This window comes from Klebsiella sp. OBRC7 (assembly GCF_000293135.1).
Taxonomy (GTDB): Bacteria; Pseudomonadota; Gammaproteobacteria; order Enterobacterales; family Enterobacteriaceae; genus Klebsiella; species Klebsiella michiganensis.
Window position 1 is genome coordinate 294,999 of sequence record NZ_ALNJ01000085.1, and the last position, 20,713, is coordinate 315,711.

Annotated in this window: 19 protein-coding genes and 1 pseudogene; 13 read left to right on the forward strand and 7 right to left on the reverse strand. The window is 56.4% G+C overall.

Annotated features, from left to right (window positions below; genetic code table 11):
- The first annotated feature begins 1,138 nt into the window (after positions 1–1,138).
- Both HMPREF1144_RS17540 and HMPREF1144_RS33040 read left to right on the forward strand, forming a co-directional pair.
- The gene (locus HMPREF1144_RS17540) at positions 1,139–1,966 is read left to right on the forward strand and encodes a hypothetical protein (protein ID WP_004850186.1); all 828 of its coding nucleotides are present in this window, start codon (positions 1,139–1,141) and stop codon (positions 1,964–1,966) included.
- A gap of 36 nt (positions 1,967–2,002) precedes the next feature.
- The gene (locus HMPREF1144_RS33040; protein ID WP_004850187.1) at positions 2,003–2,656 is read left to right on the forward strand and encodes a hypothetical protein; all 654 of its coding nucleotides are present in this window, start codon (positions 2,003–2,005) and stop codon (positions 2,654–2,656) included.
- Positions 2,657–2,728: 72 nt separating this feature from the next.
- Here the strand turns inward: HMPREF1144_RS33040 and HMPREF1144_RS33345 are convergent.
- From HMPREF1144_RS33345 to HMPREF1144_RS17560, 5 genes and pseudogenes are all read right to left on the reverse strand, one after another.
- Positions 2,729–2,860: pseudogene (locus tag HMPREF1144_RS33345) on the reverse strand (hypothetical protein); the annotation flags it as partial.
- Positions 2,861–3,064: 204 nt separating this feature from the next.
- Positions 3,065–4,030, reverse strand: a complete 966-nt coding sequence (gene sapB / locus HMPREF1144_RS17545) for a putrescine export ABC transporter permease SapB (RefSeq protein ID WP_004850191.1) — start codon at positions 4,028–4,030, stop codon at positions 3,065–3,067.
- The gene (sapA, locus tag HMPREF1144_RS17550) at positions 4,027–5,670 is read right to left on the reverse strand and encodes an ABC transporter substrate-binding protein SapA (protein ID WP_004850192.1); all 1,644 of its coding nucleotides are present in this window, start codon (positions 5,668–5,670) and stop codon (positions 4,027–4,029) included. Before sapA ends, sapB begins: the two co-directional genes overlap by 4 nt.
- A gap of 362 nt (positions 5,671–6,032) precedes the next feature.
- The gene (locus tag HMPREF1144_RS17555; RefSeq protein WP_004850195.1) at positions 6,033–6,317 is read right to left on the reverse strand and encodes a hypothetical protein; all 285 of its coding nucleotides are present in this window, start codon (positions 6,315–6,317) and stop codon (positions 6,033–6,035) included.
- A 170-nt stretch (positions 6,318–6,487) separates the two neighbouring features.
- Positions 6,488–8,794 (reverse strand): helix-turn-helix domain-containing protein, encoded by a 2,307-nt coding sequence (locus tag HMPREF1144_RS17560; protein WP_009653524.1) that lies wholly within the window; start codon positions 8,792–8,794, stop codon positions 6,488–6,490.
- Between the two features lie 169 nt (positions 8,795–8,963).
- On the opposite strand from HMPREF1144_RS17560, the gene HMPREF1144_RS17565 reads away from it, so the two are divergent.
- Positions 8,964–10,133, forward strand: coding sequence for a M20 aminoacylase family protein (locus HMPREF1144_RS17565; RefSeq protein WP_009653395.1), 1,170 nt, complete (start codon positions 8,964–8,966; stop codon positions 10,131–10,133).
- Positions 10,134–10,158: 25 nt separating this feature from the next.
- Complete coding sequence (locus HMPREF1144_RS17570) at positions 10,159–11,550, forward strand: MFS transporter (protein ID WP_009653438.1); 1,392 nt, start codon at positions 10,159–10,161, stop codon at positions 11,548–11,550.
- On the opposite strand, the gene pspF is transcribed toward HMPREF1144_RS17570, so the two are convergent.
- Positions 11,541–12,530 (reverse strand): phage shock protein operon transcriptional activator, encoded by a 990-nt coding sequence (gene pspF, locus HMPREF1144_RS17575; RefSeq protein WP_009653466.1) that lies wholly within the window; start codon positions 12,528–12,530, stop codon positions 11,541–11,543. The two genes, HMPREF1144_RS17570 and pspF, sit on opposite strands and share 10 nt — an antisense overlap.
- Positions 12,531–12,682: 152 nt before the next feature.
- Between pspF and pspA the strand changes: the two genes are divergently transcribed.
- From pspA to HMPREF1144_RS17620, 9 genes are all read left to right on the forward strand, one after another.
- Complete coding sequence (pspA, locus tag HMPREF1144_RS17580; protein ID WP_009653478.1) at positions 12,683–13,351, forward strand: phage shock protein PspA; 669 nt, start codon at positions 12,683–12,685, stop codon at positions 13,349–13,351.
- A 50-nt stretch (positions 13,352–13,401) separates the two neighbouring features.
- Positions 13,402–13,626: an envelope stress response membrane protein PspB gene (pspB, locus tag HMPREF1144_RS17585; RefSeq protein WP_004101459.1), complete on the forward strand. Its 225-nt coding sequence runs from the start codon at positions 13,402–13,404 to the stop codon at positions 13,624–13,626.
- The gene (pspC, locus tag HMPREF1144_RS17590) at positions 13,626–13,985 is read left to right on the forward strand and encodes an envelope stress response membrane protein PspC (RefSeq protein ID WP_004850207.1); all 360 of its coding nucleotides are present in this window, start codon (positions 13,626–13,628) and stop codon (positions 13,983–13,985) included. Before pspB ends, pspC begins: the two co-directional genes overlap by 1 nt.
- A gap of 26 nt (positions 13,986–14,011) precedes the next feature.
- Entirely contained in the window at positions 14,012–14,242 is a 231-nt protein-coding gene (pspD, locus tag HMPREF1144_RS17595; RefSeq protein ID WP_009653377.1) for a phage shock protein PspD, read from the forward strand.
- A 33-nt stretch (positions 14,243–14,275) separates the two neighbouring features.
- Entirely contained in the window at positions 14,276–14,590 is a 315-nt protein-coding gene (pspE, locus tag HMPREF1144_RS17600; protein ID WP_009653511.1) for a thiosulfate sulfurtransferase PspE, read from the forward strand.
- 88 nt (positions 14,591–14,678) lie between these two features.
- Positions 14,679–16,076 (forward strand): YcjX family protein, encoded by a 1,398-nt coding sequence (locus HMPREF1144_RS17605; RefSeq protein WP_004850213.1) that lies wholly within the window; start codon positions 14,679–14,681, stop codon positions 16,074–16,076.
- Positions 16,073–17,134 carry a YcjF family protein gene (locus HMPREF1144_RS17610; RefSeq protein ID WP_009653436.1) on the forward strand — a complete coding sequence of 354 codons (1,062 nt, stop codon included), beginning with the start codon at positions 16,073–16,075 and terminating at the stop codon, positions 17,132–17,134. Before HMPREF1144_RS17605 ends, HMPREF1144_RS17610 begins: the two co-directional genes overlap by 4 nt.
- A gap of 285 nt (positions 17,135–17,419) precedes the next feature.
- Positions 17,420–18,961 (forward strand): transcriptional regulator TyrR, encoded by a 1,542-nt coding sequence (gene tyrR, locus HMPREF1144_RS17615; protein WP_009653380.1) that lies wholly within the window; start codon positions 17,420–17,422, stop codon positions 18,959–18,961.
- 116 nt (positions 18,962–19,077) lie between these two features.
- Entirely contained in the window at positions 19,078–20,133 is a 1,056-nt protein-coding gene (locus tag HMPREF1144_RS17620; protein WP_009653415.1) for an AbrB family transcriptional regulator, read from the forward strand.
- A 45-nt stretch (positions 20,134–20,178) separates the two neighbouring features.
- Here HMPREF1144_RS17620 and tpx read toward each other — a convergent pair whose 3' ends face one another.
- The gene (gene tpx / locus HMPREF1144_RS17625) at positions 20,179–20,685 is read right to left on the reverse strand and encodes a thiol peroxidase (protein ID WP_004850226.1); all 507 of its coding nucleotides are present in this window, start codon (positions 20,683–20,685) and stop codon (positions 20,179–20,181) included.
- Between the last annotated feature and the right edge of the window lie 28 nt (positions 20,686–20,713).

Consider the following 20,713-nt stretch of genomic DNA (forward strand, 5'->3'; position numbering starts at 1 on the left):
CCTGTTTTATGTTTGTTAATCATGCTGACTTCTTTTTAATGTATCCGCTCACTGTGCGGGTTTACCGCTCATTCAAGCTGCCAAACTGTCTAATCCGACTTGCCTTGAAGATACCCAATTTACCAAAATGTGTACATTCAGGCGCATATCGCCCTGGAATGTACGCATGGTGACTGACACCAGGTATGAAAGCTCTTGGTGAGAAAAGAAACAAAGTTGAAGTTATTTCAGATTCTCATGGACGGGCCGTCAGACTATCCATAAACGGCAGTATAACATTCTTTTATTGGTACAGATGGAACGGCAAAGCCGTACAGCTGGCGATTGGCGATTATCCGTTCGCTTCATTATCTTACTCAAGAGAGCAGGGGCTGCAATGTTGACTCTGGCTGGCGGAAGGGGGTGACTCAGGACGCCAGGCGCTCTTCAGGCAACAGAAAAAAACGATGCTTTCACCGCCAAAGATGCCATCGTTTACTGCATCCCTGAAGGGATTGTAAACCTGATTTTAAAAGAGGTGAGGTTACGGGACTTTTCAACTTAGTCTGTTCTGCTCGTTGGCGCTTCAGATGTCTGGCCGGTTGATATCCCCCTGCTTCAGGTGCGTACGTTTTAAGACGACTTTTGCGGGTTGATAGAAATTTGATTATCTGAGCGGCCACTGGTAAGAGGTCGAGAGTTTATTGATTTAGTTGCCATCCACTATTTGTTGGATATTTCGCGAGAATAAACCTTTTGTTTTGTAAGGAACTCTATATTTATCTCTGGTGGTATTAATTATTTTTGATACCGCGTTTAATTTTGATTTAACGCTTTTGAAAATAACTTTGACTAAAGTCAATTTTGCCCGCCAGTTATTATTGCGCCATAGCTCGACCCTATTGAAATGTTCACTACCATAGAAACTAACAATTGCACTGCCCGTTATTTTTATGGCACTTTAAGTTCACTTTTGATTTCTAAGCGATGATACTTGTATTTTATTGAAAAGCATTTATTGAAGTTCTGGTATTTATAGTTATTGAACAACCCTGACGCAAGAATGAATCATGGTGCGTCGGCTAATTTTATTATTAATGTCATCGTTTGAAAAGTGACGGATGGCTTTTTTTTGTTAACCAGAGAGGTCCTCATCTAAATGAGTGAAAAGAAAAATAACCTTGCTAATGTAAATAATAATTTCATTGGTTCAAGAATTATTCCTAATACAGGTCTGCTATATCGATTTCATTTTCCCAGTGACGCGGCGCGAGAGATTGGCCAGGGATATGCGCTTCGCCAAAATACCATTGGTATGATTGAACCAATGAGTTTAGAAGATGCTGAAACTCATAAAATTCCACCGGGAGTAGCAATAGCGGGGGTTTCTGGGGTTTTAGATTTGATCGGTGGGATCATCGATATAGCTGACTCAGCTTTGTCTTTTGCGACTGCAGTACCTGGGCGCGTTAAACATAATATAATGTTCAAAAATGACGCGGATATGATAGTTGTACCTGGGCAGGTAAACGTTCCAAACGCTTACAATTATAATGAAGTGCCAAAGATCATGTTTCCCGGAGAGTCCAGCTCATTTAGTGAAAGTCATTTACCGAATGCAAATAGTACACAAAGGCTGAGTTTTTCCTTTAGCGCAATATCTACTGATGAAAGTATTCTGCCAGTAACTACAAACGCTTCACAGGCCGGGGTCTTTAACTTCGAAGTGTTTGTTGGCAGAAATGCTAACACCGTTTTCCTGGAAAGAGTCCATGGTTTTATCTCAACGAATCATGAGGTTTTCGAACTGAACGTTGGCGTCAATAACGTGTCAGGACGTTCATTGAATTACGTTGGTTTTCGCGCGGCAGCGGGAACCAATCTACCATCATTTGGTATCGCACTAATGGAAACGCAGATTGCAACAGCGGCATCCACAACGATGAGTACAAAAATAGTTTTTACGCCGTTAAATGTCCGCTCATGAAAATCTGTAAAGTTAATCGATGTAATGGAGTTAAAAATGAAACCTGAAACTTTTTTTGCTGCAAATAACAGGAATAGAACGGCTGAGGTCGCTCGCTCTGCATGGCGATTTTTGAATAAATCCAGAGTTTCTGCAGAAAAAAATCCGATGATTATTGGGCCGCTAGTTTCACTTGTTTCTGCCGCAATGGGGATTGTAAGTAGCACTTTGTCGCTTGCCGGAACAATAGCAGATAGAGCTCCGGCTCCACACTCTCTTCGCCTGAATATTCGTTTTCAAAATCTGACCAATCGGGTAGCCGTGGTAGACGTTGCTCAAAATTCAAACTCAAGAACGTGGAACTCTCAAGCCATTTTAAGTGGCCAGACTGTTGTATTTCCTTTCACCATTGGAGGAAGGCAGGCTGGTGAGCATTTATTCTCAATAATGGTAACGGATGCGACGGGTAATCAATCTCATAGCTATGGTTTCAGCATAACGGATAATACTAACGATGTGCGAGTAACACGTGCCATTGTCGGTGCTGGCGGATGGGTATCGGGACCTGCAACGACAAATTTACGGGAAAACATTCCCATGATTTACTCAGGTGCTGAAAGTTCAGGATTGCCTGTGACTTTATATTGTACGTCAGTCATGGGGGGAGTGATGAATCAAGCCGTGAATATTGATGTTTCACTATTAAATTAAGATTGGCCGGTCGTTTGATACAATCAAATTTCATATCAGCTCTCCGGCCGATTTAAGCCGGTGCCGCTACCCCAGCAGCAAAACTTTAGTACCCGGCGCCACGTTGTCATGATACGGGTTAAAGGGGAGATCGCACTCGGACTCTTCGGCCAGGCAGCCCGGATATACTTCACGGATTTGTGATTGAGCAAAGCGTCCGCACATGGTTACCTCCGGTCTTCAGACTGAAAGTATAGAAGGTATGGCTCAAATGGAGGGGATAGCTCCGACAGTCACATAACAAACGACTGTCGGAGCGAACAACTAAAACAATGTGTACAAATTTGTGTATTAAAACCAATTAACAACCGAAACTTTTCCCATTTAACAATATGATTTTAAATGGTTTATAGTTGACTTTTATAAGTGTTATCGTAGGGCATACCATTCCTTATGTTTCAGTGGGTTAGCCATAGCACCCAGAATATCGGATATCACGTTCACAATAATCACCAGCGCGCCGATGACCATCACGCCGGCTGAGATCGCGGCGTAGTCCTGTTGGCGAATCGCGTTAATCAGCCAGCGGCCCAGCCCCGGCCAGCTAAAGACCATTTCGGTAATCATCGCCAGCGTTAGCATGGTGGAAAACTGCAATCCCAGGCGCGGGATCACCGGCGGCAGGGCGTTGTGCAGGACGTGGCGGTGTAAAATCGTCCGCCGCGATACGCCGCGGGTGGCGGCGGCTTTGACATAGTTGGTGTCGTACACTTCGCTGGTGCTGATACGCATCAAACGGATCACTTCCGTCGTCGGCGCTACCGCCAGGGTTAGCACCGGCAGCACCATGTGACGCGCCGCGCTGACGATCATTTCATGGCGCCACGGGGAGTCGGATAGCCATGCGTCGATCAGCGCAAAGCCGGTGACCGATTTCACTTCATACAGCAGATCGAAACGCCCGGAGACCGGAAACCAGCCCAGGGTAAGGGAGAAAAACAGGGTCAGCAGCAGCGCCAGCCAGAAGACGGGAATCGAAAAGCCCAGCAGCGCCAGGGCGCTGATCAGGGTATCTTGCCATTTGTTGCGCATAATGCCCGCCAGCATACCTACGGGGATCCCGACCACCAGCGCGAAGCCGAAGGCGAGGATACAGAGCTCCATGGTGGCGGGAAAGACCTCTTTAAGCTGCTCGGAAATCAACTGACCGTTGATGCTGGAAACGCCGAAATCCCAGTGCAGCACGCCCTCAAACCAGAATAGCCAGGCGTTCCACAGCGAGGCGCCCTGTAGCGGCGCGTGGGGCGTAAAATAGCTCAGGCTAAATCCGACAAAGGTCAGCAGGAAGAGGGTAATCAGCAGCAGCAGCAGGCGACGCAGAGTAAAAATAATCATGGTTTTTTCACCTCGTCTTCTTTTTCCCGCGAGACGCCTGCGAAAGAGGCGTTGCCAAACGGGCTCAGCACCAGGCCTTTCATGTCGTAACGATAGGCCTGCAAACGCAGGGAGGAGGCCAGCGGCAGCACCGGCAGTTCATTGGCTAGAATGCGCTGCGCCTCTTTATAGGCCTCAATGCGCGAGGCCAGCTGCTGCGAAGTGAGCGCCTTTTGCAGCACCTCGTCGAATTCGCGATGACACCAGTGAGCATAGTTGGTTTGCGAGGTAATCGCCGCGCAGCTCAAAAGCGGACGGAAAAAGCTGTCCGGATCGTTACTGTCCGTTGCCCAGCCGGACAGCGTCAGGTCATGACTCATATCCATTAATCTGGCCTCCTGGAACCGGCCTTCGACCGGCACAATAATCACCTTCACGCCAATTTGCGCCATATCCGCCTGAATAAGCTCGGCGGTTTTCAGCGGGCTGGGATTCCAGGCCTGCGAGCTGGTTGGCACCCACAGCTTAAGCGTTAGATTTTCCAGCCCCAGGGCTTTCAGCCGGGCTCGGGCTTCCGTGGGGTTATATTCGGTGATCCTGGCGTCGTTATCGTAGGCCCAGGAGGCGCGAGGTAGCATAGACGCGGCGGTTTCCGCCGTGCCGTAGTAGATCGACTGCATCAGGCGCTGATTATTGATGGCCAGCGCCAGCGCATGGCGTACCTCAGGATTATCGAGCGGCGGCTTAGCGGTGTTAAACGCCAGCCAGGCGATGTTCATTCCCGGGCGCAGGGTCAGGCGCAGACGCGGGTCGTCACGCAGAATAGAGAGCTGGCTTGCGGCGGGCCAGGCCAGCACGTCGCACTCGCCGGTCAGCAGTTTTGACAAGCGGCCGGTACCGCCGGAGCCAAGATCGACCACCACCTGTGGCATCAGCGGTTTACCGCGCCAGTAGGCCGGATGGCGCTGCAGGCGAATGTACTGACCGCTGCGATACTCCTCCAACTGGAACGGACCGGTGCCGACCGGTTGCCGGTCTATCAGTTCCTGGCGATCGTTCTGCGCCAGCTTCGCGGCATACTCTGCCGACATCACCGAGGCGTAGTGGGTGGCCAGGTGCCACAGGAACGAGGCGTCCGGGCGTTTGAGGCGAAACTCGACGGTGTGACTATCCAGCTTACGCACGCTTTCCACGCTGTCGGCAAACTGTAAGCTATCGAAATAGGGAAAGCTGCTGCCGTTAACGTTGTGCCACGGGTGGTCGCGATTAAATATTCGGCCAAAGGTGAAAATGACGTCATCGGCATTAAAATTGCGGGTCGGTTTGAACCAGGCGGTGGTCTGAAAAGGCACGTTGTTGCGCAGGTGGAAGCGGTAGGTTGCGCCGTTGTCCAGCACCTCCCAGCTTTCTGCCAGTTCGGGAACCAGGCGATAAGTATAGGGATCGACGTCAAGCAACCGGTCGTAGAGCTGGGCGGCCAGGGTATCGACAATCAGGCCGCTGCTGACCTTTTGCGGGTTGAAAGTGTTGACCTGACCGCTCACGCAATAAACGAAGCCGCTATCGCGAATATCCGCATGCGCAGGCAGCGCTGGCGCGGCAAAAGCTTGCCCGTACAGCATACATACCGCTGCCAGGAGAGAAGACAATTTCAGGCGCATAGTTTCTTTTTGATTATAGAGCAAGGCTCTATCTTATTAATATTAAATAACATTTACCACCACCTTCTTGGTCATGGAGATAATATAAGCGAGGGCTGCGTCGGTTATTTGACCAACTGATTCAAATTCATACCGCTTATTAACTTCGAGTATACCTCGTAAATCATCCGACGTTTGTCATCAGGCAAGCGAGGGGTTGAGCAAAGCGTATTTTCGATTCATCTGCCGCACGGCTTGAGGAAGCTATGGGTGTTGAGCATGGCGCTTATTTGCGTCGAAGCCCCGATATCCGCCACATGGTATCTTTTTATTGGCGGTTTCTCCAGCCAGCCGTGGCTGCAATGCTGGCTGGGGTCGAGGCGCTACAGGGGAAGGAGTCGGTTATAGCGGGCGATATAATCTTTGGGATTAATTTCCAGCTTTTCGCCATCGTGATGGTGGGCAACATAAGTACGCAGTACCAGGCCGCTGTTTTGCGGCGTAATTGTCCAGCCCTGTTGACGATATGCATCTTCGGTTGAGCGGATAAGCAGGTCCGAAAAGATCATCATGACCGAGAGCGCCGGCGCGCGGTGGCTTTTCATGGTATGGACCAGGCTGACGTGCGCCGCATAGCGGCCGAGCGTTGAAGGATTAACCGGAATCATCTTTATTTTCAGTCCATTGAGTCATGATGCGCTGATGATAGTTCACATGAGGATATCTTGCTAGTTACAATTTTTTAACCGCATGCGAACGGGCTGCCGCGCAAGCAAAAGCTATTTTTCACGGCACAGGCCGCCTGCAGAAAGAAGCAGGGCGGTGACGCTGTCACTTTTTAATCGCCGAGCGGCGTGAATTCATAAAGCGCCAGCGCATTGCTCTCCAGGGAATCGACAAGCTGCCAGCGGTCGCTATCGGGCGTCTCTTCACTGACGCGCAGCGCCGGACGCGCTCTGTGCATCAGCCAGCGATAGTCCTCATCGTCCGGCCCGCTTTGGCTGCGAAAGGCCTCAAACAGCGGGAAGAGCGCGCCATGGTGCCGATCGAACAGATGATGTTTGATTCGCCAGCGTCCTTCAAGGCCGAGCAGCCGCACGCTCCAGGGCTGACTAAAGCGCTGGATAAACGCCTCCTCGCTGGAAAGCCAGGGATTGAAAACCACGGTATTGCGCAGCAGTAGCTGATAATGGCCGTTATGGCGCAGCAGCAGCAAGTTCTTGTCGTTGATCACCACCTCGCCCCGCAGCCTTCGCCACAGCCATAGCACCCAGTAGACCGGTCGCGGCAGACCGTGGAGATAGTGCAGCGCCAGGCTGGAAGTATCCAGCTTGCCGTTGGCGCGGGCTTCCCCCTGCAGCCCTGAATTCAGCCAGAACCCCGCGAGCCAAACCTGATCCGCCAGTCCCAGCAGATTTTCCATCAGCAGCGCGCCGCGAAAGAAACGGCCGTTGGTTTCGCGGGTATCGCCGGTGAGGGTATTCCACGAGAGCAGCCAAAGCGGCAGCAGGAGCTGCCGCTGGCGCAGCGCGCTATGAAGTTTGCGCAATTTGTGTACCGGATAGTTTTCGCTGGCGGCCAGTTTCTGGCTATCCACCTGCGCGAGATCCAGCAGTTCATTAGCATCGGCCTGGCAGGCCAGAAAATCCGCCTCGACCAGCAGCGGTGAACGCAGAAGGGGATCGTCCTCCACCTGTTGAGGAAAACGGTGCCAGATCCCCAGCGCCGACTGCGGCGATAGCCTCTGCAGGATCGCCTTTTGTTGCCGCCAGGCGTGCTGGCGGGCCTCGTCGCTGGCCTGAGGGGACCAGTGCCAGACGAAGTGCCAGCTGGCGAGGGTTGCCGGCGGAAAATGGTTAGCGGACAGAGAGAGAAAACGTTGCAGCAGGTCGCCGCGGGTGGTGAGTCCGGTATGCAGTATCACCGCCCAGCCCTGGGTCGCCAGCCAGCTAAAAATGCGCTGCAGGTTATACCAGCAGGCATACCCGGCCATTTGCGGATCGTCCCAGCCGGTGCCGAACAGGCGGCTGCTGAGAAACGGATCGTGAATATCGATGGCGAATATCGGCAGCGCGTCGTGCAGCTGTTCAAGTTCGCGGCGGACATCCTCGCGCAACAGGTCGTCCAGTTCACGAACGGTAATCACCATTCGGGTGTGACGCAGCGGCGCGCCGCGCGCCGGGAGTTCGCGAACATCGAGATGGCGGGTTTGTTGGGGGCTGAGCCGCAGAGGCGGGCTATCCAGACCGTAGGTTTGCGGCGCGTTTAGCCGGGCGTACAGCCGATCGATTGACACCGGCTGCCATCGTTCGGTCTGCTGTAGGTGCGGGCGGGGAGATTCGACCGCCGTCTGTGGGTGCTGCTGGCGGAACTGGCGCGGCGTCAGGCCGTGCTCACGTTTAAACAGGTCGCTCATCACCCGGCTGCTCGCAAAGCCCTGCTGCTGAGCGATCTGCTGTATCGATTGACGCGTCGTCGTCAGCTGCTCCGCGGCTTTGCGCAGGCGCAGCCCGGTGATGTACTGCATAAAGCTGACTCCCACCTCTTTGCGGAACAGACGCGAGAGCCAGGCCTCAGAAACAAACTCCGCGGCGGCTATCTCCTGCAGCGACAGGCGCCGTTGATAGTTGGCGTCGATTCGCGCCACCACTCTGTTTATTCGCTGGCTCCAGCGTTCGGCTCCGCGAGGCGCCTGGGCGCTGAGGGGACGGCTGAAGCGTGATGCCAGCAGGAGAGCAATTTCGCTAAGCCAGCGGTTGGCCTCAAGCCGGTAGTGGGCCTGCGGATTGACCAGACCGAGGACCAGCAGCTGGCGCATCAGGTAGCGCAGGGTGTCTTCGGCATCGCGGGTTTCGCTGCTGCTCTGGTAGGCGGAGGCAAAAAAATCGCCGTCGAGGCGGGTCAGCCATCCGGCGTTCAGCGACAGCGCCATCACGACGTTCGCCGTCTTGCTGTGCAGGCTCCAGCGGCGATGACGATTTACGATCGCCAGTTCATCGGCCTGCAGGTACCGACCCATCTCGCCATCGCGGAGTTCGACGCTGCCCTCAAGCAGCCATAGCAGCGTCAGAGCATCGTTTTCCTGCTGGCTCAGCTGCCGGATATCGCGAACCACAACCTGAAAGTCGCCTGAATGATGCTCCACCGTCGCCTCCTGAAGACAAAAAACAGCACGTCATTTTTTGTCATAACCGTTTTGTATGAAAAACACTCATTAATAATCCGTCACTATAAAACAAAAAAGCGCATTTTAAAGCCAACAGGGATGCATAAACTCGAAAGTGTCGTGCAAACACAACACAGGAATAATAAAAATGACACACCCGATTATTGAGGCATTACAGGTTAACGAGGCGCAGTTTGTCGCGCTTCGCCGACGTTTCCATCAGCAGCCGGAAATTGGTTTTGAAGAGCATAAAACCAGCGAAGAGGTTGCCCGCCTGCTCGGCGAATGGGGCTATCAGGTTCACCGCGGTCTGGCGGGCACCGGCGTGGTCGGTACTTTACGCGTCGGCGAGGGTAAAAAACGGTTGGGGCTACGGGCGGATATGGACGCGCTGCCGATGCAGGAGTTGAGCGGCAAAGCGTGGGCCAGCCGGGTCGACGGTCGTTTTCACGGCTGCGGCCACGACGGCCATACCACCACGCTATTGTACGCCGCGGAATATCTGGCGCGCACCCGGCAGTTTAACGGCACCCTGCAGCTAATCTTTCAGCCTGCTGAGGAGTTGCTCTACGGCGGTCGGGTCATGCTGGAAGACGGCCTGTTTGACCAGTTCCCCTGCGATGCCATTTTTGGACTGCATAATATGCCGGGGCAGCCGTTAGGCAGAATCGGCCTGCACGATGGGGCGATGATGGCCTCCTCGGACACTCTCCATATTGAAGTCAAAGGGGTGGGCGGACACGGCGCGGTACCGGAGCATACCGTCGACGCCACGCTGGTTGCCTGTCATATCACCCTGGCGCTGCAATCCATTGTTTCCCGAAACATCACGCCGTTTGAACCAGCGGTCGTAACCGTGGGCAGTATTCAGGCCGGGCACGCCCCGAACATTATCAACGACAAGGTGTTAATGAAGCTCACGGTGCGCACCTTAAACGAACAGGTTCGCGAGACCGTCCTGCAGCGCATTCACGATATCGCCGTTGCTCAGGCCGAGAGCTTTAACGCCAGCGCCGCCTTAACCCACGTTAACGGCAGCCCGGTTTTAAGGAACGATCCGGCTGCCAATGAGATGGTCCGCACGGTGGCGACCGCGCTGTTTGGCGAGGCGCAGGTCGGCGAGGTGAAGCCGTTTATGGGCAGCGAAGATTTTGCTTTTATGCTCGAGCGCAATCCGAACGGCTGCTATTTCACCATCGGGGCCGGGGACGAAGCGGATCGCTGCATGGTGCATAACCCGGGATACGACTTCAACGATGCGCTGTTGCTGAAAGGTGCCGCGCTGTGGTGCGCTCTGACGGAACACTATTTGCGTTAATGTCCGCAACGAAGAGGACCCTGCTATGAGTTCTGTATCGCTAAGCGAAGCGCAGTTCGTCGGCACCGATCGTCTGCTGGCGGGTATTGTATTGAGCGTTCTGACCTTCTGGCTGTTTGCCCAGTCGGTGATTAACGTGGTTCCGGCGATGAAGAGCAGCCTCGATATTTCGCTGGAAACCCTGACCCTGGCGGTGAGCCTGAGCGCCTTATTCAGCGGCTGCTTCGTGGTCGTCAGCGGCGGGCTGGCGGATAAATTCGGCCGCATGCGCATGACTACCCTGGGCCTGATCCTCAGCATTGTCGGTAGCGCAATGCTGGTGCTCTCTCAGGGACCCGCGCTGTTCCTGGCCGGGCGCGTTTTACAGGGGCTGTCGGCCGCCTGCATCATGCCGGCGACGCTGGCGTTAATTAAAACCTGGTATGAAGGCAAAGCGCGCCAGCGGGCGGTCAGCTTCTGGGTCATCGGCTCGTGGGGCGGCAGCGGTCTGTGCTCGTTTGTCGGCGGGGCGATCGCCACCGGTCTGGGCTGGCGCTGGATCTTTGTTTTCTCCATCGCGGTAGCGCTGGCGGCGCTGTTTTTGCTGCGCGGTACGCCGGAAAGTCGCAGCGCCAGCGCGCAGCAGCATAAGCTGGACATCAGCGGTCTGCTCAGCCTGATCCTTGCGCTGGTGCTGTTAAATCTGTTTATCAGCAAAGGCCACGGCTGGGGCTGGACCAGCGCAACCTCGCTGGCGATGCTGGCCGGCGCGCTGGCATCGGGGCTGTTTTTTATCCGCAGCGGCCAGCGTAAGGGCGACGCGGCGCTGATTGATTTCGCGCTGTTTCGCAACCGGGCCTACAGCGCCGCGGTGTTGTCGAACTTTATGCTCAACGGCGCCATCGGTACGATGATGATTGCCAGCATCTGGCTCCAGCAGGGGCATCATCTGAGCCCGCTGGAGAGCGGAATGATGACGCTCGGCTATCTGGTTACCGTGCTGGCGATGATTCGGGTGGGCGAGAAGCTGTTGCAACGCTACGGCGCGCGTTTGCCGATGATGAGCGGCCCGGTCTTTACCGCGGTCGGTATTCTTCTTATCTCCTGCACCTTTCTCGATAAATCGACCTATATCGTTACGGTCTTTTTCAGCAACGTGCTGTTTGGCTTCGGCCTGGGCTGCTACGCCACCCCGTCCACGGATACCGCGGTGGTTAACGCTCCCGAGAATAAGGTAGGCGTGGCCTCAGGGATCTATAAGATGGGCAGTTCGCTCGGCGGGGCGATGGGCATTGCGGTGACAGCGTCACTTTTTGCGCTGTTTTTACCGCTCGGCATGGCCAGCGCGGCGCGGTATGCGCTGTGGTTTAACGCCGCGCTCTGCCTGGGTTCAATGGCGGTGAGCGCGCTGCTGCTTCCGCGTACAGGTCAAAGCTGATGCTTTTTCAGCAGCGCCCGCAGCTGGTGGTAGGTTAGCCCCAGCAGTTCGGCCGCCTGCTTTTGATTGTACTTCGCCTGTTCGAGGCTTCTCTCGAGCAGGCTTTTTTCTTGCTCCTGCTGGAAAGCGCGTAAATTGAGCGGCAGCGTGGGGCCAGGCGTCTTCTCCACTTCGACGGGCGTTGCCGTGTGCTGCTGGCGGAAGGGGTTAATAATAATATTATCCAGCTCGCGCTCGCTGCTGCCGTGGCGGTAGACCGAGCGTTCAACCACGTTTTTTAATTCACGGATATTCCCCGGCCAGCGGTAGTTCTGCAGCGTCACGGCGGCACGTTCGCTAAAGCCGGGAAACAGCGGCAGTCCGAGCTCGCGGCACATCTGGATAGCAAACTGGGTGGCGAGCAGCATGATGTCGCTCTGGCGCTCGCGCAGCGGCGGCAGCTGCACCACATCAAAGGCCAGACGGTCGAGAAGGTCGGCGCGAAAAAGTCCGTCTTCCACCATTTGCGGCAGATCGGCGTTGGTCGCACACACCAGGCGGACGTTAACCTGTAGCGGCTGGCTGCCGCCGACGCGCTCCAGTTCGCCATACTCAATCACGCGCAGCAGTTTTTCCTGTACCAGCATCGGCGCGGTGGCCAGCTCATCGAGAAACAGGGTACCGCCGTCGGCGCGCTCGAAGCGCCCCGGGTGACGTTTACTGGCCCCCGTAAAGGCGCCGGCCTCATGCCCGAACAGCTCCGAATCGAGCAGATTTTCATTGAGCGCCGCGCAGTTCAGGGAGATAAACGGCCCCTGCCAGCGGGAAGAGAGGAAGTGCAGACGGCTGGCGATCAGCTCCTTGCCGGTTCCGCGCTCGCCAATCACCAGCACCGGTTTATCGAGCGGCGCCAGTCTTGAGACCTGCTCCAGCACCTCAAGAAAGCTATTGGCCTCGCCGAGCAGGTTGTCCTTGTAATCCGCCATGATGAATTTCGCCATTTAGTAGTGTGATTCACCAGGTCACTTTAGCAATGCGCTGGCCAGATAACAACCACTTCCATTAAAATCAATAAGATAAAAACTTGGCACGGCATTTGTATTAGTCATGGCACAGGCCGGTGCCTGACACCAGAACTATGAGGATTGAAATTATGGGTATTTTTTCTCGTTTTGCCGACATCGTGAACGCCAACATTAACTCTCTGCTGGAGAAAGCGGAAGATCCGCAGAAGCTGGTTCGGCTGATGATCCAGGAGATGGAAGACACGCTGGTTGAAGTCCGTTCGACCTCGGCGCGGGCGTTGGCTGAAAAGAAACAGCTGAGCCGTCGTATTGAACAGGCCGTTGCCCAGCAGGCGGAATGGCAGGAAAAAGCCGAACTGGCGCTGCGTAAAGAGAAAGAGGATCTGGCCCGTGCGGCGCTGATCGAAAAGCAGAAGCTGACCGACCTTATCGGCAGCCTGGAAAACGAAGCGCAGCTGGTTGATGAAACGCTGGCGCGGATGAAAAAAGAGATTGGCGAGCTGGAAAACAAACTCAGCGAAACCCGCGCCCGTCAGCAGGCGCTGATGCTGCGTCATCAGGCCGCGAGCTCCTCCCGCGACGTTCGCCGTCAGCTGGACAGCGGCAAGATTGACGAGGCGATGGCGCGTTTTGAATCGTTTGAACGCCGTATCGATCATATGGGAGCCGAAGCCGAAAGCCACCGCTTCGGTAAAGATAAATCGCTGGATCAGCAGTTCGCCGATCTGAAAGCGGACGATGAAATCAGCGAGCAGCTGGCGGCGTTGAAAGCCAAAATGAATCAAAATAACCAGTAATGTCTTCGGGCGGCACCAAGACGTGCCGCCGCCATCAGCAAGGAGTTCACATGAGCATGCTTTTTCTCGCCATCCCTTTGACGTTGTTTGTGCTGTTTGTTTTGCCGGTCTGGCTCTGGCTGCATTACAACAACCGCACCGCCAGCGGCAGCTTATCGCAGAATGAACAGCAGCGCCTGCTGCAGCTGACCGATGACGCAAAGCGCATGCGCGAGCGTATTCAGGCGCTGGAGGCGATTCTTGACGCTGAACATCCGAACTGGAGAGAGAAATAATGAGCGGACTGGATCTGAGTAAAAAACTGTGGCGCATTCCGCAGCAGGGCATGGTGAAAGGGGTTTGCGCCGGCATTGCGCAGTACCTGGACGTGCCGGTTAAGCTGGTGCGACTGATTACCGTACTGGCAATGATTTTTGGCCTGTTCCTGTTTGTGGTGGTGGCCTACATCATTCTCTCGTTTGCGCTGGATCCGATGCCGGAAAGCGAGCTGTATGGTGAAAAAACACCGAGCAGCGGAGAGCTGTTGGCCGCCGCGGATAAGGAGCTGGCAGCAGGGGAGCGTCGTCTGCGTGAAATGGAGCGCTACGTCACTTCCGACACCTTTTCGCTACGCAGTCGTTTTCGCCAGCTATAACTGAAAATTGAGGTTTGAGGTTAATGATGAACATGAAATGGCAGCAGGCCGGGCAAAAAGTCAAACCGGGTCTGAAAATCGCAGGCAAGCTGGTGCTGCTCACCGCGCTGCGCTACGGCCCGGCGGGCGTCGCTGGCTGGGCGGTAAAATCCGTCGCGCGTCGGCCGCTGAAAATGCTGCTGATGCTTGTTCTGGAACCGATACTCAGCCGGGCGGCGCAGCGGTTTTCTAAACGTCGCGGATGGCGTATGTTATGAGTGCCTAAAAACTCACTCTATCAGGATGATAAAATGCGAAAACTGCTTTTGGGTTTAGCGCTGGCCATGGCCTTACCCGCCTTCGCGGCGGAGCACTGGATTGACGTCCGCGTTCCGCAGCAGTACCAAAAAGAACACGTCGACGGGGCGGTGAATATTCCGCTGGCGGATTTAAAAACGCGGATTGCGGCTGAAGTACCGGATAAAAACGATACCATTCACGTCTATTGCAACGTTGGCCGGCAATCTGGCCAGGCTCAGCAGATGCTGAGCGAAATGGGCTACACGCAGGTGGTGAATGCCGGCGGCCTCAGTCAGATCGCCAGGTCGAAAAGCGCCAGCAAATAATCTTCAGCCCCGTCGCAGCGGGGCTATTGCACTTTATAATTAGCCCTCATGTCTATTTCCCTCGTTCTTCAGGCTCAACAGGATGGCGATGAAGCGACTCAAAACAGAATTTAATGCGCTGGTGAATCGTGGGGTTGACCGGCATCTCCGCCTGGCCGTCACCGGCCTTAGCCGCAGCGGCAAGACCGCCTTTATCACCGCGCTGGTGAATCAACTGCTCAATATTCACGCCGGGGCGCGGCTGCCGCTGCTCAGCGCAGCGCGTGAAGAACGCCTGCTGGGCGTTAAGCGCGTCCCGCAGCGGGATTTCGGCATTCCGCGTTTTACCTATGACGAAGGGCTGGCCCAGCTGTACGGTCAGCCGCCGGTCTGGCCGACGCCCACCCGCGGCGTTAGCGAAATCCGCCTCGCTCTGCGCTATCGCTCCAACGATTCGCTGCTGCGCCATTTTAAAGAGACCTCGACCCTCTACCTGGAGATTGTCGACTATCCCGGCGAGTGGCTGCTGGATCTGCCGATGCTGGCCCAGGACTATCTGACCTGGTCACGGCAGATGACCGGATTACTGCAGGGGCAGAGGGCGGAGTGGTCAGCGCGCTGGCGGCAGCTATGCGAAGGACTGGATCCGCTGGCGCCCGCCGATGAAACCCGTCTGGCAGAGATCGCCGCGGCGTGGACCGACTATCTGCATACCTGTAAGCGCGAAGGGATGCACTTCATTCAGCCGGGGCGCTTTGTGCTGCCCGGCGAAATGGCCGGCGCGCCGGCGCTGCAGTTCTTCCCCTGGCCGGACGTTGATGCCGCCGGTGAAGCTAAGCTGGCGCAGGCGGACAAACAGACCAATGCCGGAATGCTGCGCGAGCGTTTTAAATACTACTGCGAGAAAGTGGTTAAGGGCTTCTACAAAGATCACTTCCTGCGCTTCGATCGGCAGATCGTGCTGGTGGATTGCCTGCAGCCGCTTAATAGCGGGCCGCAGGCGTTTAACGACATGCGTCTCGCGCTGACGCAGCTGATGCAAAGCTTCCACTACGGGCAGCGCACGCTGTTTCGTCGCCTGTTCTCACCGGTTATCGATAAGCTGCTGTTCGCCGCGACCAAAGCCGATCACGTCACCGTCGATCAGCACAGCAATATGGTGTCGCTGCTGCAGCAGCTGATTCAGGATGCCTGGCAGAACGCGGCGTTTGAAGGCATCAGCATGGATTGTCTGGGGCTGGCGTCGATTCAGGCGACGCAGAGCGGCCTTATCGAGGTGAACGGCGAGAAGATCCCTGCGCTGCGGGGGCATCGGCTAAGCGACGGACAGCCGCTGACCGTCTATCCCGGCGAAGTGCCCGCGCGCCTGCCGGGTCAGACCTTCTGGGAGCAGCAGGGCTTTCAGTTTGAAAACTTTCGCCCGCAGGTGATGGACGTTGATAAACCGCTGCCGCATATTCGCCTCGACGCGGCGCTGGAATTTTTGATCGGAGATAAATTGCGATGACCGAACCTTTAAAACCGCGTATCGATTTCGATGGCCCGCTGGAGGTGGAAAAGGCGCAAATTCTGAAATCCGCGCGCGCTTTTGACGGCGCCGATGCGGAGAAGTTCGCTCCTGTGCGGCTCGACGCGCTGGAAGAAGAAGAGGGTGCGGCGGAAGCGGTGGTGGAATCGGTGCTGCGACCTAAGCGCAGCCTGTGGCGAAAGATGGTCAGCGCCGGGCTGGCGATTTTTGGTGTCAGCGTCGTGGCGCAGGGGGTGCAGTGGACGATGACCGCCTGGCAAACGCAGGACTGGATAGCCCTCGGCGGCTGTGCTGCCGGCGCGCTGATCGTCGGCGCGGGCGTCGGTTCGGTGGCGACCGAATGGCGCCGGCTGTGGCGGCTACGCCAGCGCGCCCACGAGCGCGATGAGGCGCGGGACCTGATGCACAGCCATGCGGTTGGCAAAGGGCGCGCCTTTTGCGAAAAGCTGGCCCGGCAGGCGGGGCTGGATCACTCGCACCCGGCGCTGCAGCGCTGGTATGCGGCGATCCATGAAACGCAAAACGACCGTGAAGTGGTGAGCCTGTACGCGCAGATCGTGCAGCCGGTACTGGATGCGCAGGCGCGGCGTGAGATTAGCCGTTCGGCGGCGGAATCGACGCTGATGATTGCCGTCAGCCCGCTGGCGCTGGTGGATATGGCGTTTATCGCCTGGCGTAATTTACGTCTGATCAACCGCATCGCCACTCTGTACGGTATTGAACTGGGCTATTACAGCCGCCTGCGCCTGTTCCGTCTGGTGCTGTTGAATATCGCTTTTGCCGGCGCCAGCGAGCTGGTGCGGGAAGTCGGGATGGACTGGATGTCGCAGGACCTCGCGGCCAGGCTATCGGCGCGCGCGGCGCAGGGAATTGGCGCCGGTCTGCTGACGGCGCGGCTGGGTATTAAGGCGATGGAGCTGTGCCGTCCGCTGCCGTGGATCGCCGACGATAAACCGCGGCTGGGGGATTTTCGCCGCGAGCTGATCGGCCAGCTAAAAGAGACGTTGCAGAAGAGCAAAAGCGGCGCGGAAAAATAAGTCGTTTAAGCATTCCCGGCTTGCGGCGTGAACGCCTTAGCCGGGCTACCGTTTCACAGAAGGCTGTAACCTGTAGCCCGGCTACGCGAAGCGCAAGCCGGGGAGAAAAGCAGAAGCGATGATAGCCGCTTATCTCATCGTCATTTTTCCTCTGAGCGCCTAACTTTACGGCAGAAAGGCCATTTTTCCGCCATACTGTCAATAATTGTTGACAGCTATCTTCACGCCAGCAAATAACTGTCCTATTATTCATCGGTTATTGGCCTCTTTAGGGTGAAAACGCCTATGCGTCTTGAAGTCTTTTGTGAAGACCGTCTTGGTCTGACTCGTGAATTGCTCGATTTACTGGTGCTGCGCGGTATCGACCTGCGGGGCATCGATATTGACCCTATTGGCCGAATTTATCTCAACTTCGCCGAGCTGGATTTCGCCAGCTTCAGCAGCCTGATGGCGGAAATTCGTCGTATCGCCGGCGTCACCGACGTGCGCACCGTGGCGTGGATGCCGTCAGAGCGCGAACATCTGGCGCTCAGCGCGCTGCTGGTGGCGATGCCTGAGCCGGTGCTGTCTCTCGACACCAAAGGAAAAGTCGAACTGGCTAACCCGGCCAGCTGCCAGCTGTTTGGCCAGAGTCAGGAGAAGCTGCGCAGCCACCCGGTCGCGCAGCTGATTACCGATTTTAACGTCCAGCGCTGGCTGGAAAACAGTCCGCAGGAGTCCCACGCCGAGCACGTGGTGGTTAACGGACAAAACTTCCTGCTGGAGATCACCCCGGTTTATCTCGAAGGCGAACACGGCGAGAAGGTACTGACCGGCGCGGTAGCGATGCTGCGTTCGACGGTTCGTATGGGGCGCCAGCTGCAAACGATGACCATTCAGGACACCAGCGCCTTTAGCCAGATCCTCGCCATAGGCCCGAAAATGCGCCACGTTGTCGAGCAGGCCCGTAAGCTGGCCATGCTCAGCGCGCCGCTGCTGATCGTCGGTGATACCGGCACAGGGAAAGATTTGCTGGCCCACGCCTGCCATCTGGCCAGCCCGCGCGCGGGGAAACCTTATCTGGCGCTGAACTGCGGCTCCATCCCGGAAGACGCGGTGGAAAGCGAGCTTTTCGGCGACGCCGTTCAGGGCAAGAAAGGCTTCTTCGAGCAGGCTAACGGCGGCTCGGTTTTGCTGGATGAAATTGGCGAAATGTCGCCGCGCATGCAGACTAAACTGCTGCGCTTCCTTAACGATGGAACTTTCCGCCGCGTTGGTGAAGATCATGAAGTCCACGTTGATGTCCGGGTGATCTGCGCTACCCAGAAAAACCTGGTGGAGCTGGTGCAAAAAGGGCTGTTCCGCGAGGACCTCTACTATCGTCTTAACGTCCTGACCCTGTATCTGCCGCCGCTGCGCGATTGCCCGCAGGACATCATGCCGCTGACCGAGCTGTTCGTGGCGCGTTTTGCCGATGAGCAGGGCATCCCGCGGCCGAAACTCTCCGCTGATTTGAACAGCGTTTTGATGCGCTACAGCTGGCCGGGCAACGTGCGCCAGCTCAAAAATGCGATCTATCGCGCGCTGACGCAGCTGGACGGTTTCGAGCTGCGCCCTCAGGATATTCTGCTGCCGGATCACGATGTCTCCTCGCTGGCGGTAGGCGAAGAAGCGATGGAAGGCTCGCTGGATGATATTACCCGCCGTTTCGAACGCTCGGTGCTCACCCAGCTTTATCGCAGCTTCCCCAGCACGCGTAAGCTGGCCAAGCGTCTTGGCGTCTCGCATACCGCCATCGCCAACAAGCTGCGTGAATATGGCCTGAGCCAGAAAAAGGGCGATGAGTAATGCCCGTCGGCCGGCTGCCTGCGCCGCCGGCCGGCATTTCCAGAAAAGGGAGGGGGGCTGGCGTCAAATGAATCGGTATATACTGCGTTTTTACCCTCTTTATGGCAGGCATACGCATGTGGATCTGGCGTAGTCATTTTTTTCAATGGATGAAACTGCTGGCGCTCTCCAGCGCGATCTCTTTTGTGCTGTTCTGGTTTCACCTTCCCGCCGCGCTGCTGCTGGGGCCGATGATTGCCGGCATCAGCCTGAGCCTACGCGGTGCGGAAATTCGCGTTCCCCGTCCCTTTTTTATTGCCGCCCAGGCGATTATCGGCTGCATGATTGCCCGCAGCCTGACGCCCTCCATTTTCGGCGTTCTGCTGGCAAACTGGGCGCTGGTGCTGCTGATTCTCTTTTCCACGCTCGCTATCAGCGCGCTGGCGGGATGGCTGCTGGGGCGCTACAGCGATCTGCCCGGCGCCACCGGAGCGTGGGGGAGTTCGCCGGGCGGCGCCTCGGCGATGGTGATTATGGCCCAGGAGTACGGCGCCGACGTTCGACTGGTGGCGCTGATGCAGTATTTGCGCGTACTTTTTGTTGCCGGCGCCGCGGCGCTGGTGGTTCGCGTTGCGCTCGGCGGCGAAGCCCAGGAGATGACTCAGCAGGTCGCCTGGTTTCCCCCGATAAGCTGGCAGCTACCGCTTACGCTGCTGGTGACGGCGGCAGCGGGATGGCTGGGGCTGCGTCTGCGCTTTCCGTCCGGTGCGATGCTTTTCCCGATGCTGCTCGGCGCGCTGGTGCAGGGAGAAGGTTGGCTGCAGCTTGAACTCCCCGAGTGGCTGCTGGCGCTGGCTTATGCCGCCGTTGGCTGGAGCGTTGGTCTAAAGTTTAATAAACAGATTTTCCTGCTGGCGCTGAAAACCCTGCCGCAGATCCTGGCATCGATTATCGGCCTGATCCTGCTGTGCGCGCTGATGGCTTATGGGCTGACGCAGATTTTGCCGCTGGACTTTATGACCGCCTATCTGGCAACCAGTCCGGGCGGACTGGACACGGTAGCGATTATCGCCGCCGGTACGCGGGCGGATATATCGTTTATTATGGCAATGCAGACGCTGCGCCTGTTCACCATCTTGCTGACCGGCCCGGCGATTGCGCGCTTCATCTCCCGCTATGCGGCGCGGCAATAAAAAAAGCCCCCATTTAACGAGGGCTTACATTACCTGGCGGGGAAATTACGCTTTCAGCGCGGCCAGGGCTGCGTCGTAGTCCGGCTCTTCGGTGATTTCATTCACCAGCTGGCTGTAAACAACCTGGTCATTTTCATCAATGACGACCACAGCACGCGCCGCCAGACCGGCCAGCGGGCCCGCGGAGATAGCGACGCCGTAGTCGGCCAGGAACTGCGCGCCGCGCAGGGTGGACAGAGTGACAACGTTGTTCAGGCCTTCAGCGCCGCAGAAGCGAGACTGCGCGAACGGCAGGTCAGCGGAAATGCACAGCACGACGGTGTTGTCCAGTTCAGACGCCAGCTGGTTAAATTTACGTACCGATGCCGCGCAAACGCCGGTATCGATGCTTGGGAAAATGTTCAGCACTTTACGGGAGCCGGCGAACTGGCTCAGCGCGACGTCAGAGAGATCTTTGGCCACCAGCGTAAACGGCTGCGCTTTAGCGCCTGCCTGCGGAATGGTGCCTTGAACAGAAACGGGGTTGCCCTGGAAATGCACGGTTTGTGACATGGTTATCTTCCTGTTTACATATAGTTAA